This is a genomic window from Paenibacillus sp. HGF5 (assembly GCF_000204455.1).
Taxonomy (GTDB): domain Bacteria; phylum Bacillota; class Bacilli; order Paenibacillales; family Paenibacillaceae; genus Paenibacillus_AQ; species Paenibacillus_AQ lautus_A.
Genome location: NZ_AEXS01000028.1, coordinates 19990 through 33125, shown reverse-complemented (window position 1 = coordinate 33125; position 13136 = coordinate 19990). Strand labels below are relative to the sequence as shown.

14 protein-coding genes are annotated in these 13136 nt (G+C 54.2%); 10 read left to right on the top strand and 4 right to left on the bottom strand.

Going from position 1 to position 13136, the window contains the following annotated elements; all coding sequences use genetic code 11:
- Positions 1-30 precede the first annotated feature (30 nt).
- Positions 31-981 (top strand): aldo/keto reductase family protein, encoded by a 951-nt coding sequence (locus tag HMPREF9412_RS05395; protein ID WP_009590386.1) that lies wholly within the window; start codon positions 31-33, stop codon positions 979-981.
- On the opposite strand, the gene HMPREF9412_RS05390 is transcribed toward HMPREF9412_RS05395, so the two are convergent.
- The 4 genes from HMPREF9412_RS05390 to HMPREF9412_RS05375 all read right to left on the bottom strand — a co-directional run bounded on the left by HMPREF9412_RS05390 (position 978) and on the right by HMPREF9412_RS05375 (position 5119).
- A complete protein-coding gene (locus HMPREF9412_RS05390; protein ID WP_009590390.1) occupies positions 978-2090 on the bottom strand; it encodes a GGDEF domain-containing protein in 1113 nt (370 codons plus the stop codon). The two genes, HMPREF9412_RS05395 and HMPREF9412_RS05390, sit on opposite strands and share 4 nt — an antisense overlap.
- A 115-nt stretch (positions 2091-2205) precedes the next feature.
- A complete protein-coding gene (locus tag HMPREF9412_RS05385; protein WP_009590393.1) occupies positions 2206-3303 on the bottom strand; it encodes a sensor histidine kinase in 1098 nt (365 codons plus the stop codon).
- Positions 3296-3991 carry a response regulator transcription factor gene (locus HMPREF9412_RS05380; RefSeq protein ID WP_009590399.1) on the bottom strand — a complete coding sequence of 232 codons (696 nt, stop codon included), beginning with the start codon at positions 3989-3991 and terminating at the stop codon, positions 3296-3298. The genes HMPREF9412_RS05385 and HMPREF9412_RS05380 overlap by 8 nt, the downstream gene beginning before the upstream one ends.
- Before the next feature lie 117 nt (positions 3992-4108).
- Positions 4109-5119 carry a D-alanyl-D-alanine carboxypeptidase family protein gene (locus HMPREF9412_RS05375; protein ID WP_009590345.1) on the bottom strand — a complete coding sequence of 337 codons (1011 nt, stop codon included), beginning with the start codon at positions 5117-5119 and terminating at the stop codon, positions 4109-4111.
- Positions 5120-5317: 198 nt separating this feature from the next.
- Between HMPREF9412_RS05375 and HMPREF9412_RS05370 the strand changes: the two genes are divergently transcribed.
- The 9 genes from HMPREF9412_RS05370 to HMPREF9412_RS05330 all read left to right on the top strand — a co-directional run bounded on the left by HMPREF9412_RS05370 (position 5318) and on the right by HMPREF9412_RS05330 (position 13019).
- Positions 5318-5713, top strand: a complete 396-nt coding sequence (locus tag HMPREF9412_RS05370) for a Fur family transcriptional regulator (RefSeq protein WP_009590342.1) — start codon at positions 5318-5320, stop codon at positions 5711-5713.
- On the top strand, positions 5689-6507 hold the full coding sequence (locus HMPREF9412_RS05365) for a winged helix-turn-helix domain-containing protein (RefSeq protein ID WP_009590363.1): 819 nt from the start codon (positions 5689-5691) through the stop codon (positions 6505-6507). Before HMPREF9412_RS05370 ends, HMPREF9412_RS05365 begins: the two co-directional genes overlap by 25 nt.
- Positions 6508-6693: 186 nt before the next feature.
- Positions 6694-8154, top strand: a complete 1461-nt coding sequence (locus HMPREF9412_RS05360) for a catalase (RefSeq protein WP_009590324.1) — start codon at positions 6694-6696, stop codon at positions 8152-8154.
- Positions 8155-8267: 113 nt separating this feature from the next.
- Positions 8268-8426 carry a hypothetical protein gene (locus HMPREF9412_RS32790; RefSeq protein ID WP_009590332.1) on the top strand — a complete coding sequence of 53 codons (159 nt, stop codon included), beginning with the start codon at positions 8268-8270 and terminating at the stop codon, positions 8424-8426.
- 231 nt (positions 8427-8657) lie between these two features.
- Entirely contained in the window at positions 8658-9473 is an 816-nt protein-coding gene (locus HMPREF9412_RS05350) for a uroporphyrinogen-III synthase (protein WP_009590334.1), read from the top strand.
- Between the two features lie 109 nt (positions 9474-9582).
- Positions 9583-10221: a ThuA domain-containing protein gene (locus HMPREF9412_RS05345; protein WP_009590348.1), complete on the top strand. Its 639-nt coding sequence runs from the start codon at positions 9583-9585 to the stop codon at positions 10219-10221.
- 34 nt (positions 10222-10255) lie between these two features.
- Entirely contained in the window at positions 10256-10954 is a 699-nt protein-coding gene (locus HMPREF9412_RS05340) for a response regulator transcription factor (RefSeq protein ID WP_009590325.1), read from the top strand.
- Entirely contained in the window at positions 10951-12303 is a 1353-nt protein-coding gene (locus HMPREF9412_RS05335) for a sensor histidine kinase (RefSeq protein ID WP_009590374.1), read from the top strand. The genes HMPREF9412_RS05340 and HMPREF9412_RS05335 overlap by 4 nt, the downstream gene beginning before the upstream one ends.
- An 89-nt stretch (positions 12304-12392) precedes the next feature.
- A complete protein-coding gene (locus HMPREF9412_RS05330) occupies positions 12393-13019 on the top strand; it encodes a PepSY domain-containing protein (RefSeq protein ID WP_009590365.1) in 627 nt (208 codons plus the stop codon).
- Positions 13020-13136 lie beyond the last annotated feature (117 nt).

Here is a 13136-nt window from a genome sequence, read left to right as displayed (position 1 = left end):
CATCTATCTTGTATGAAGGAGGTTTCACATATGGAATTCAGAAGATTGGGCGGAAGCGGACTGAAGGTTAGCGATATCAGTCTCGGGAGCTGGCTGACCTACGGGGGATACGTGGAACGGGAAAATGCGGTCAAGTCGATTCAGACCGCCTATGGACTCGGCGTCAACTTTTTCGATACGGCGAACGTCTACGCTCAAGGAGCGGCCGAAGTCGTTGTGGGCGAGACGTTAAGGGCATTTCCGAGGGAATCCTATGTGCTGGCCACAAAGGTGTTTGGCAAGATGGGAGACGGACCGAATGATCAGGGGCTGTCACGCAAGCATATCAAAGAGCAGTGCGATGCCAGTCTGAAGCGGCTGGGCACCGATTACGTCGACATCTACTACTGCCATCGATATCATGAGGAAACGCCGCTTGAGGAGACGCTTCGCGCGCTGGATGATCTTGTCCGGCAAGGCAAGGTGCTCTATGTCGGCGTCAGCATGTGGACCGCAGCCCAGATGGAAGCGGCCTTGGCCGTTGCGGACCGGTATTTGCTGGACCGCATCGTGGTGAATCAGCCGCTGTACAACATGTTCGAGCGCAAGATCGAGGAGGAGATTATCCCGCTTGGCGAGAAGAAGGGGATTGGACAGGTCGTATACTCCCCGCTCGCTCAAGGGCTCCTGACCGGCAAGTACGCCTCGAAGCAGGACGTGCCGGAGAACAGCCGCGCGTCGAAGCTTGGAGCCGACCGGCTCAAAATAAACGAAGACAGCATACAGAAAGTACAGGCGCTGGGCCTTGTCGCAAGCGAGCTGGACATGACCGTCGGCCAATTGGCCTTGGCCTGGATTCTGCGCCAGAACAACGTAGCCAGCGCGCTGGTGGGCGCCAGCCGTCCGGAACAGGTGGAAGAGAACGTGAAGGCTTCCGGTATGAAATTGTCCTCGGATACGCTGGCTGCCATTGAGGACATCCTGAAGGCGGATCCGAATTAGGAGAGAATCAGGTCATTGATTTCGGGTGCGGAGCATACGCGGTTGCGCCCGCTTTCCTTCGCGCGGTACAGCTCGCGGTCCGCTTGCTGGAGCAGCTCCTTGGCATTTTTGGACCGGATCGTATCGGGATGCACGGCAGCGCCGATGGACACGGTGATTCGAAGCTTGGCTCCGTCTTCGAGGGTGAAGACGTGGTCCTCTACCGCGGCTCGGATTCGTTCCGCGATCGCGGCCGTCTCGTCGATGGTCGCTTCCGGGACCAGCACCGAGAATTCCTCCCCGCCGTTGCGGGATACCTCATCAAAAGAACGGGAATGATCCCTCAGCACTTTGCTGAGCTGCTGCAAAACGACATCTCCGGCCGCATGGCCGTAGGTGTCGTTTATTTGTTTGAAATGATCGATGTCCACGACCAGGACACCCAGCCGCTCGCTGAAATGCTGGGCTTCGAGGAAGCGTTCCGACAACAGCTGCTCGAACTGGCGCAAATTGTGCAGGCTGGTCAGGTAATCCGTTTCCGCGTTCTTTTTCATCTGCAGGAACAGTTTATTCGAGGTGTTGATATACTCGGTCAGCATGTAGATGACCACCGTGGCCAGCACCGATATGACGAGCTGCTGCGTGAAGACGGTAAACACCTTTTGGTGGTTCGGGATATTCATCCCCATAATGAACAAGATGACCAGCATGCTGGATACGCTCATTAGCAGCATTTTGCTCAGACGATTCCAATGGGTGCGGGAGAGAATTCCGCAGACGACGCTGATCAGCAGCATGCCGGCTCCTGCAATGGCCGAGGAAGCGGACATGCCGAATAGGATTAGCCGTCCGAGTGCAATCAGCATGCCGGCAATCAAGGACGGAAGCCATCCCAGGTAGGTGGCGATCACCATAATGGCCAGATGCCGCAAATCGGCAAAAAACCGCGGGTCGATGGGGAACGAGTAGTACATCAAAATGATCCCATAGATGCCAAAGAGCAGTCCGGCGTTGACCTTGACGGTGAAGGAGGGCGCCACGACACCTGCGACATATTTTTGGGACAGCAGTCCGGATAAGTATAAGAACGTTACGAATATACAAAAGTTGGTAAATAGTATATTAGTCATAGGGGGATCATTCCTTTCAGGTGCCCTGCGGTAAGAACGACAGAGCGATGAAGACATTCACCCCCTATTTTATCGGAAAATGGAATTGTATGTCGAATGACAAACGTAATTTTTGTTAATTTTCTGGGGCCTGCAATGGTAGGCGAACCTCGAACATCGTCAGCTCTGTCGTACTGGTCACCTGGATCGTGCCATGATGGGCATCGACGATGGTTTTTACGATGGCCAAGCCAAGCCCCGAGCCGCCGGTTTGATCGGTACGCGATTCATCTGCCCGGTAAAACCGCTCGAACAAGTGGGGGATGGCATGCTGGGGAATCGGAGGACCGTAATTGATCACCTGCACGATGGCAAACTTGGGATCCTGCGATACTTTTAAATCCACACGCCCGGCCTCCCGTCCGTGCCTTACCGCATTGGACAACAGATTCTCGAAGGTGCGCATCAGCTTATCCCCGTCCGAGGAGATCATGATTTTCTCCACGGCAGGCGTAAACACGACCTGCACTCCTTCATGCTGCCCGGTCAATGAAAAGTCCACGGCCAATTGGGCAAGCAGCTCAACCAAATTGATGTCCACACGGTTAATCGGGGAATAACCCATACGGGTGTACTCAAACAAATCGTTCACGAGCCCGCCCAGACGCAGCGATTTATCGTAGGCGATATCGGTGTAATAGCGGAGTTCGACCTCATCCTTGTAATGGTCTTCGTTGACCAGCCGCAAGTACCCGATGATGGAGGTGAGCGGGGTGCGCAGATCATGCGATACGTTGCTGATGAGCTCGTTTTTGGACTGGACCGCCATCCGCTCCTCTGCCAGCGACAGCTTGAGCTGCTGGGCCATTTGATTGATTTGCACGGCCATCTGGCCCAGCTCGTCGTTCGAGCTTACGATGATCGCCTGGTCCAACTCGCCCTTCGCCAAACGCTGCGTCCCCTGCATCAATTGATTGATTTGGCGAATGGTGCCTTGACTTAAGAGAAGCACCATGCAGATAAACAGCAAGATACCGATGATCGTCGGGACGACCGGAAAGCCGAAGAAACTCGACAGCGTGCGTTCCACTCTGAAAAGGGTGTCTACCCAGGGCTCCTTCCAATACTCCCGGCCAATCAATCGCATGATCTGCTGTGCGATGAACAATATGGACAAGGTCAAGGCACCGCTGGCGAAGAACAGCGTGATGATCTTCCACTGCAGCTTACGCATGGATTTTGTACCCGACGCCCCATACCGTTTGGATGAGTTTATAACCGAGTTCCTTCTCGAGCTTGTCCCGCAGGTTGCTGATATGAACCATGACCGTATTGTTGGAGACGTAATATTTTTCCTTCCAGACCTGCTGGAAGATATCCTCGGCGCTAAAGATTCTCCCCGGCTGACGGGCAAGCAAGTACAAAATCTCGAATTCCCTGGCTGTCAGGGAGATCGCATGGCCATTGGCCGTTACTTCATGCGTTGTCCGGTTAATGTCGAGCCCGTCGATCCGGATCCGGTCGCTGTCCCCCTGGTGAAGGTCCACGTTGTACTGGGTGGAGCGCCGCAGCAGCGTTTTGACGCGTGTCGTCAGTTCCAGCGGATTGAACGGTTTAATCATATAATCATCCGCGCCTGTCATCAGCCCCAGTATTTTATCCATATCCTCGCTCTTCGCGCTCAGCATCAGAATGGGAATGGCCGAGGTTTCCCGGATTCTGCGGCAGGTGTCGATCCCGTTCAACTTGGGCATCATGACGTCCAGGATGACGAGATCTATCATTCCGTTGTTCGAGGTCATGGCCTGCAGCGCTTCTTCCCCGTCGTGGGCTTGGATTACGCGGTATCCCTCATTCTCCAAATAAATGGAGATCAACCCGGATATTTCTTTATCGTCATCTACGATTAATACGCTTCTCATTGATATCCTCCCGTACATCTCCCATGAAAACTATGATTCCTTTAGGAACAGTGTACCCTAAAACAACCGCATAAAGTGCAGCTTTGCCTTCAAAAATAGGGAGTACTTGCACAATAGCTATTTAAAGAGGCCGGATACGAGATTCGAAAGGATGCCTTGGCGATCGAATCCGTAATCCATCAGCTTCCGGGTTTCCGTAAACCGCTGATCGGCGTCCCCGGTTCCCATCACGACGGAAATCAGCCGGTTTCCGCCCCGTGACGCGGTTCCTGTGAAGCAATAACCGGCCGAGGACGTATACCCGGTCTTGAAGCCGTCATTGCCTTGGTAAGCATGCGGCTCGCCGGGCAGCATGAGATTCGTGGTGTGCAGGGAAAGCTCCTTCTGCGGGACGGGCAAATCCCGCTGGCTGGTTACCTCAAGCAGATCCGGGTGTTTGTTCACCAGCCATCTGGCGAGCATGGCCGAGTCCCGGGCCGTCATGACGGTGTCCCCTTCGGAGGCCGCTTCAGCAAAAGGAACCAGGTCGGCCGCAGGCAAACCGGAAGCATTGGCGAATACGGTCCGGTCTGAGAGGCCGATTTCCTTCGCCCGGATATTCATGCTCTCCACGAATCGGGCCTCCGACCCGCCGAGATGCTCCGCAATAGCAACGGCCGCATCATTGGCGGAATGGATGATGAGTGCTTCGAACAGCTGCTTCAGCGTGTAACGTTCGCCTTCATGCATGCCGATGGCCGAACCGGGTACCTCTGCGGCATATCGGCTGACCGGTACGTTCTCGTCCCAGGCATGCTGCCCGGAACGAACAGCCTCCAGCACCAGCAGCTCGGTCATCATCTTGGACATGCTTGCGGGAGGAAGGGGGAGATCGGCATGCATCGCATAGAGCACGCGACCCGTGTCCGCATGAATCAGGATGGCCGAGCTCGCTTTGATGGGAGGGGGGATAAATACCCTCGCGATGAACACGCCTATCAGAATGACGCCGAACAGCAGCAGCAACAGACTTAATTTCGCGCGTCCCTTGCGGCGGTTCGCACGTTGATGCCGAAGCGTGCCGGTTTGCTGCCGGGATGTTTCAGGGGCTGGAGGTGCTTTGCGGGGATGCTTGGTTATGGATTCCATGGCGCTCTATCGTCTCCTTTGGCTGGTTATACGTCTCATTTATGTATGTTCTAAGTCTAGCCAGACAAACTAAAGTAATTTTTAATTGAATCTAAAGAAATCTTAAAGATTACCAGCAGCGTTTTTGGCGCGGGATGTTGACCTCGAGGCGAATAAGATTTATACTTGATCTAAAAATAAATTAAAAGGGTGAATACCTTGAAATCTTTAAATCTGACAACGCAACGCCAAGCGGTGTACGATGTCCTTCGGGAATCGCATGATCATCCGACTGCTGCGGATATCATGAACCGGCTGGTGGAGAAAGGATATAATCTCGCGTACGGGACGGTATATAATTCCCTGCGTTACTTGACGGATAAACAGCTGATCCGAGAATTGAAGCTGGGCGAGAGCGCGAGTCGATACGATGCCCGTACCGACGAGCACCAGCATATTATTTGTGAAGTCTGCGGCAAAGTGGACGAGGTCATGACGGAGGTGCCAGAGGATTGGGCTGCTACGGTAGCCGGTGAAACCAACTACGTTATCCATCATGCTCACGTCGTATTCGGGGGGGTGTGTCCAGAATGTCAAATCAAACGGAAGAAATGACGGAGCTCGGAAAGGTCTATGCGTTTCCGGATTTCCAATCCGGCAATCTGTATGTGCGTCCCACGACGCCGATGGCGATTGGAGATGCTTGTCCCACCACGCTGCGGGCCGCATTGATCAGCCGTTCTCCGGGCCGCGTGAACGAAATGTTCATAACCTTGACGGAGAACTGCTTCGAGGTCATGATGTTCCGTAAATGGGAACCGCGACTGCAGTCCGCCCTGAACACGGGACTGATTATCGCCGACATGACGGGCTGCCGGAATATGGCGGCGTTCAACAAGGAGAAGGAGCTTCTGCTGCCGGAACATACTACGATTCCTATCTTGTATCTTGTAGGCGAGGAGCTCATGAGCAATGCAGGATCAAGCCTGTTGGATGAAGAGCTGATGGTATGGCCGGCCCGTTCCAAAGATACGATGATGTATCAGGTGCAGCGGACGATTCGCTTGTTCTCCCCGGCAGCGGGTTTGTCGGGTGGAGAAGAGGTCATGCGGGGCCTGATCTATAAAGATTTATCAATCGACCGGGATAAAATGACCATCCACCGGGGCAGCACCCCGATTCACTTGACCAAGACGGAGTATCATCTGCTGATGCTGCTGCTGGACAGCGAAGGGGCCGTATGCACGCGTGAGGACCTGATGTGCAAAATTTGGGATACCGATTTTATGGGCGGCAGCAACGTGGTGGACGTCCACATCAAAAGCTTGCGCAAAAAGCTGAACGACAACGCGGGTGCCCCGCGCTATATCGCAACGGTTAGAGGAGTGGGATACCGCCTGGCGGATTAATCCCCTCCCTTTTTTGTTCATTCGCATTGGCTGCAATGATTCATCCGAACTTCATATAAGGCTCATGGAAGGGTCACATAACGCTCACCCGACAATCATGATCCGCGGGAACCTCCAATGATACAATCATCTCATAAATTTAGATTCAGTCTAAAATCAATTATAGAAATGATGGAGGGTTCATAGATGGATAGATTGACAACCAACCAAGGTGCTCCCGTAGGAGATAACCAAAATTCCAAAACGGCGGGCCGCCGCGGACCGACACTGCTTGAGGATTATCATCTGATCGAAAAAATCGCCCACTTCGACCGTGAACGGATTCCGGAGCGCGTCGTTCATGCACGCGGAGCAGGTGCCCACGGCGTATTTGTGGTCGAGCATGACATGAAGCCGTATACCAAAGCGGCATTCCTGCAGGAAATCGGTCAGGAGACCCCCGTGTTCGTCCGGTTCTCCACGGTTATCCATGGAACGGGGTCGCCCGAAACGGCACGCGATCCGCGCGGATTCGCCGTGAAGTTCTATACGGAGGAAGGAAACTATGACATTGTCGGCAATCATCTCCCGGTCTTCTTCATTCGGGACGCGATCAAATTCCCGGATATGGTGCATTCGTTGAAGCCTTCGCCGGAGAGCAACATTCAAGAGCCCGGCCGGTATTGGGATTTCATGACGCTGTCCCCGGAATCCACCCATATGATGACCTGGCTGTTCTCGGATCATGGCACGCCGGCGAACTATCGCGAGCTGGACGGCTTCAGCGTCCATGCGTTCAAGTGGGTGAACAGCGAAGGCCAAGTGACCTACATTAAATACAAATGGGAATCCGTGCAAGGCGTCAACACGCTGAATGCAGACGAAGTGGGAGCGGTGCAGGGCAAGGACTTCAATCATGCCACCCGTGATCTTCGCGAACATATCGCTAACGGGAATTTCCCGAAATGGCGCCTGCAGGTGCAGCTGATGTCTCCGGAAGAAATGGATGATTTGTCCTTTGATCCCCTGGATCCGACCAAGACTTGGCCGGAGGACCGCTTCCCGTTCATAACCGTGGGTACGATGACCCTGAACCGTAACCCGCAGAATTTCTTCGCCGAGGTGGAGCAGGCGGCTTTCTCCCCAAGCGCATTGGTGCCTGGCATTGAGCCGTCCGAGGATAAATTGCTGCAGGGCCGGTTATTCTCTTACCCGGATACGCAGCGTCATCGACTGGGCGCCAATTATTTGCAGATCCCGATCAACTGCCCGTATGCCCCTGTGCGCAATCATCAACGCGACGGCTTGATGAACGTGAATCAAGATCCATCGCCGGTGAACTATGAACCGAACAGCTATACAACGGGCCCTGTGGAAGATCCGTCCGTTAATGAGAGCGAAGCTCCGCTAAGCGGTCATGTCGTTCGCCAGCGCATCGAGAAAACGGATGACTTCACCCAAGCCGGCGAGTTGTACCGTTCGTTTACGGAGCAGCAGAAGGATCATCTGCTTCGCAATCTGGTTGATGACCTGAGCCAGGTCAAATCCGACATCCAGCTCCGTGCCGTATGCAATTTTTACCGTGCAGACGCCGAATATGGCGCAAGACTTGCCGCAGGGCTTGGCGTAGACCTGAGCGGATTCATCCCGGCCGGTCAGCCGAAGTAACACGATGCAAGCATATAAGAGCCCGCCATCCTGTTTCCGCTGTGCAGAATGGAAGGCCTTTATATAGACGGCGATCCATGGTCGCCGGCCCAAATAGGCACCCGCATAAATGGGTGCCTATTTTTTTCTATATTGAGATCAGCCAGAAGCAGACCATATCGGCAGCCTCCCAGGAACAGCTGGCCTCCATGGAAGAGGTAACGGCGTCTGCGGCAGATTTAAGCCGGTTGGCGGAAGAACTGCAGGAGATGGTCAAACGCTGTAGGATTTAAGAGAATCCAAGGCGGTAGTATCATCCACTGAAATATATAAGTGGAGCAGCAGAGGAACGACTATTCCTTTGCTGCTTTTTTGCATGCGGCAGGAAAGGGGGGCTTTTTGGAAGAATAAGACCTTAGTGGCTTTATCTATGGGAACATGGCCTTTATACTGGAGTCAGCTGCTAGAAGCTATACGGCATGAAGGTTGCATAAGCTAGAATTTAAGAGAGTGAGGCATATATCATGGCACAGCATATGAAAGATCGGGTTGTAGCCTTGGCAGGCCCGCGCAAAGCAGCGGACATGGCCAAGCTGGTGGAGAAGATGGGAGGCACGGCGGTGCTTCGCCCTGCGCAGGGGACGGTATTTTTGGATGATGAAGTGCTCCGGCGTTCCATCGAAGCTTGGCTCGAGGCGCCTGCGCCGTGGGCGATCTTTACGACGGGAATCGGCCTGGAGGCCATTTACGATACGGCCGAGCAGATGGGCCTGTTGGATACATTGAATGAAACGCTGGAGCGCACCTCGATTGCGGCAAGAGGGTACAAGACCGCGAATGCTCTGAAAAAGCGCGGTTTGGCACCGGTGGTCAGAGACGATGACGGCAGCACGTCCGGACTGATCCGGTCGCTTGCGCCGCATGACTTGTCGGGTCAACGCGTCATTTTGCAGCTGCATGGCGAGTCTGCGCCTAAGCTGGTCGATTGGCTTAAGCAACGGGGAGCGGAGGTGCAGCAGATCCTGCCGTATCAGCATATTCCGCCGCTGGAGGAGGATATTTCCCTGCTCGTTGATGAAATCGTTGGCGGCAAGGTTCATGCGGTTGCTTTTACAAGTGCGCCACAGTTTCGTTTTCTTGCGGATTATGCTCGTGCCCATGGCAAGCTGGAAGCTGTCCTGGAGGCGTTCCGCGGACCGGTCGTGGCGGCGGCTGTCGGCAAGGTGACGGCCCAGGGGCTCCGGGAGGAAGGCATTGAACGCATGGTGGTTCCCGAGGAAGAGCGAATGGGCAGCATGATGGTGACGCTTGGCCGTTATTTTGCTCAAAATCAAGAATAATGTCATGATATAACGTAACGAAGCTAAGGATTTTCGATCCATTCCAGCACGTCGATGCATGTTCCTCAGGTTCATGTGAAATATTGAGTAGTAAATAGGAGGATGACCGATGGATAAGAGAAAAGCATTGCTGCTCGGCAGCTACACGCACCCGAAGTTTCATCCGCTGCAAGGCATTGATAAACAGATCACGCATCTGCTGAACGACATGTTCACCGTGCAGTGCACGGAAAACCATAAAATGCTTCATGAAAGCAATCTCTACCCTTACGAGCTGTGCATCGCCTATAGCGACCTGTGGGACGAGCGGGTTTCGCCACGGCAGACCGCAGGCCTGCTGTCCTACGTAAGTGGAGGCGGCGGCTTGCTCGTGATTCATAATGGCGTTACCTTGGCAAACCGTTATGAGCTGGCGCAACTGATTGGCGCCCGTTTTGACGGGCACCCGCCGATGGAGAAGCTGTATTTCGTTCCGGGGGAGACCGATCACGATATTACGGAGGGCGTTGAGCCGTTTGTGCTGGACGAGGAGCCTTACCGATTCGTATTCAGTCCGTTTACGGAAAAAACCGTGCTGCTGCATTATGAGTATGAAGGCAAGCAGTGGCCCGCCGCCTGGTGCCATACGTATGGCATTGGACGCGTGGTCTTCTTGATGCCGGGCCATCATGAGCCGTCCTTTCTCCAGCCTCAGCTGCGTTTAATGATTACGCAAGCGGCCAAGTGGGCGGCGCGCGTTCCGGGTTAAGGCATTTCGAAATGATCGGGCAGGAGGGACGCGCGTGAGCGGGAAGATACTAATTGTTGAGGATGAAGCGAAAATATCCCGTTTGCTTGAAATCGAGCTGGAGAGTGAAGGATACCAGGTCACCAAGGCGGATAACGGGCTGGATGCGCTTGAGGCATACCGCAGCCAGGAGGTGGATCTCATTCTGCTGGATGTCATGCTTCCGGGTATGAGCGGGATTGAGCTGCTGCGGCGGATTCGTGCCCATGATTCCCATACGGCCGTGCTGCTGCTTACGGCGAAGAGCTCCGTCGAAGATAAGGTATCGGGGCTGGATCTTGGAGCCAATGATTATATTACGAAGCCGTTTCAGATCGAAGAGCTGCTGGCCCGGATTCGTGCTGCGCTACGGCTTCAAGGAAAGCCTCTTCCGGAAGAGGAAGCGGCAGGGGAGTGGCTAACGGCCGCGGATTTGAAATTGAATGAAGGCACACGGGAAGTGATTCGCGACGGCAGAAGGATCGATCTGACGCCGCGTGAATTTGACTTGCTCGTCTATTTGCTGAAAAACAAGCGGCAGGTGCTGAACCGCGAGCAGATTCTTGCTGCCGTGTGGGGGTACGATTATTACGGCGATACCAACGTCGTTGATGTATACATACGTTACGTCCGCAAGAAAATCGATCATGGCGGCACGCAAGAGCTCATCCACACCGTTCGCGGCGTCGGCTACGTGCTGAAAGAAAACCCATGAAGCTGAGCAGCAAAATCCATCTCTATTCGTCGGTGCTGATGGCCGCCATCCTGATTGTCATGAACTTATCCGTGTATTACGTGTTCAGCAAGATGACGGTGGACAGCCAGCTGGAGCAGGCGGAAGCCGAGGCGGGAAGCATCGTCAGAAGCATAGCGCATTCTGCCGCGACCATTCCCATTGACGATCTGCTGCGAAGTTATGTCCCGGCTGACGGAAAGATTCAATTCGTCCCGGCTGACAGCAAGGCCAAGTCTCCTTACGTGACCTCCTCCGGCGAGGATATGGATGAGCTGAAGCTGCCTTATAACGCCAATAAGCAGGTCGAGCAGATCCGATATGAAGGAATGCGTTATGTGCTGGTGTCCCTGCCTGTCATTTGGAGCGATGGGGCGGTATACAACATCCAAATTTCCCGCAGTCTTGCCGCCACGATGGAGACGCTGCAGGTGCTGCGAATCGTGCTGGTCGCCGTAACCGCAATCGCTTTGGTTCCGGTGATCATTTCGACGCGGATATTGGGGCGTTTAATTGTGCAGCCGATTACGGCCTTAATCCGTACAATGCGGGAGATTCGGCAGAGCGGACGATTCCGGCGAATCGAGCTGAAGGAAAAATCCAAGGATGAGCTGGTAGAGATGGGGGCTGCGTTCAACGACATGATCACGCTGCTGGAGAGCAATCATGCGAGGCAGGAGCAATTCGTGTCCAATGCTTCCCATGAGTTAAAGACACCGCTCACCATCATCGAGAGTTACGCAAGTCTGTTAAAGCGGCGGGGTCTGGACCGGCCGGAGCTGTTCATGGAGTCCGTCGAAGCGATCCATTCGGAAGCGATCCGGATGAAGGAGATGACGGAGCAGCTGCTGCTGCTAGCGCGCAATCAGGATCAATGGCAGGTCGAGCTGGAGCAGGTGGATCTCGTGGCATTATCGGAGTCTTCCGCACGCGCATTTCGCGATGCCTATAACCGCACGGTGGAGGTCGAAGCCGATGGCGGGGTTCTCGGCTGGACGGACAGCCGCAGGCTCAAGCAGCTTTTGTTCATTCTGCTGGATAATGCGCGCAAATACAGTGACGAACATATCGTCATCCAGGTAGGCAGGAAGCCATCGGAGGTTTATATTCGGGTCATCGACCGCGGAATCGGCATTGCCAAAGATGAGCTGGAGCACGTCTTCGACCGTTTCTACCGGGTGGATGAGGCTCGTACCCGCCGGGGCGGGGGCGCTGGCCTTGGTTTGTCCTTGGCGAAGGATATCGCAGAGGCCATCTCTGCTGATCTGGAGCTGGACAGCCTGCCCGGCGTGGGCACAACGGCCACCATTCGGCTTAAAGAATCGAAATAAACTGCAGCAGCCCGCTGTTTTCTCATCGAATTCTAACCATGCTGCGCTATACTGACGGTAAAGACAGAATGTGTTTGCGAGGTGATTCAATGCGTAAGAAAGTGAGTGTGCTGCTGGGTGTCATCATCGTGGTCGCCGTTATGATCATCGTGAATGCGGTATGGAGTCCGTTTAACCGTTCGACGGAGGCGATGTCGCAGGAGGAAGCCGTTAGTGGAGTATTGAAACAATATCCGGATGGTGAGATTACTAAGGCAACGCTGGAAGGTGAGATGTACCGGATGGAGCTGCAATCCGATTCCGGGAGGTATGAAATGACGGTAGATGCCCGTCAAGGGGATATCGTGTCCATCAAACCGCTGGACAAAGCGCCAGTGAAGCCAGAGCCGGAGCCGGGCGAAACCAAGGAGCCGACTGACAATCCGAGCACGCCTCCCACGAAGCCCAATGAGAATGGCGAGAAGGGATCAGCGGATGGCGAAAGCGAAACTGCGGAGCCGCCTGCAACGATGATCACCAAAGAGTACGCGATCAAGCTTTCTTTAGAGAAGGTACCGGGAATGGTGGAAGACGTGGAATATCGCGAGAGCAAGAGCAGCCGTTATTATCTGGTCGAGATCGAGCGGGAAGACGGGCGCGAAGCGACCATTCAGGTCCACGCGATTACCGGCAAGATCATGACGGTGACTTGGGATGACGAGGATGACGATGAATAGATTAGAGGCCTATTCGCATTTTCTCATCGTTTTCTAATCTTTCTCTCCGAAAGCTCTCATGTTGAGACGGTATATTGGGTTTGTAGAGATCACACAGAGAGTTTGAGGAGGCGTAAG

What these genes read in the sequence shown, in the direction of transcription:
- HMPREF9412_RS05350 (WP_009590334.1), top strand. Translation starts at nt 8,658, where the DNA reads ATGGCACAGCATATGAAAGATCGGGTTGTAGCCTTGGCAGGCCCGCGC.
- HMPREF9412_RS05390 (WP_009590390.1), bottom strand. Translation starts at nt 2,090, where the DNA reads ATGACTAATATACTATTTACCAACTTTTGTATATTCGTAACGTTCTTA.
- HMPREF9412_RS05345 (WP_009590348.1), top strand. Translation starts at nt 9,583, where the DNA reads ATGGATAAGAGAAAAGCATTGCTGCTCGGCAGCTACACGCACCCGAAG.
- HMPREF9412_RS05330 (WP_009590365.1), top strand. Translation starts at nt 12,393, where the DNA reads ATGCGTAAGAAAGTGAGTGTGCTGCTGGGTGTCATCATCGTGGTCGCC.
- HMPREF9412_RS05335 (WP_009590374.1), top strand. Translation starts at nt 10,951, where the DNA reads ATGAAGCTGAGCAGCAAAATCCATCTCTATTCGTCGGTGCTGATGGCC.
- HMPREF9412_RS05375 (WP_009590345.1), bottom strand. Translation starts at nt 5,119, where the DNA reads ATGGAATCCATAACCAAGCATCCCCGCAAAGCACCTCCAGCCCCTGAA.
- HMPREF9412_RS05380 (WP_009590399.1), bottom strand. Translation starts at nt 3,991, where the DNA reads ATGAGAAGCGTATTAATCGTAGATGACGATAAAGAAATATCCGGGTTG.
- HMPREF9412_RS05365 (WP_009590363.1), top strand. Translation starts at nt 5,689, where the DNA reads ATGTCAAATCAAACGGAAGAAATGACGGAGCTCGGAAAGGTCTATGCG.
- HMPREF9412_RS05385 (WP_009590393.1), bottom strand. Translation starts at nt 3,303, where the DNA reads ATGCGTAAGCTGCAGTGGAAGATCATCACGCTGTTCTTCGCCAGCGGT.
- HMPREF9412_RS05395 (WP_009590386.1), top strand. Translation starts at nt 31, where the DNA reads ATGGAATTCAGAAGATTGGGCGGAAGCGGACTGAAGGTTAGCGATATC.
- HMPREF9412_RS05360 (WP_009590324.1), top strand. Translation starts at nt 6,694, where the DNA reads ATGGATAGATTGACAACCAACCAAGGTGCTCCCGTAGGAGATAACCAA.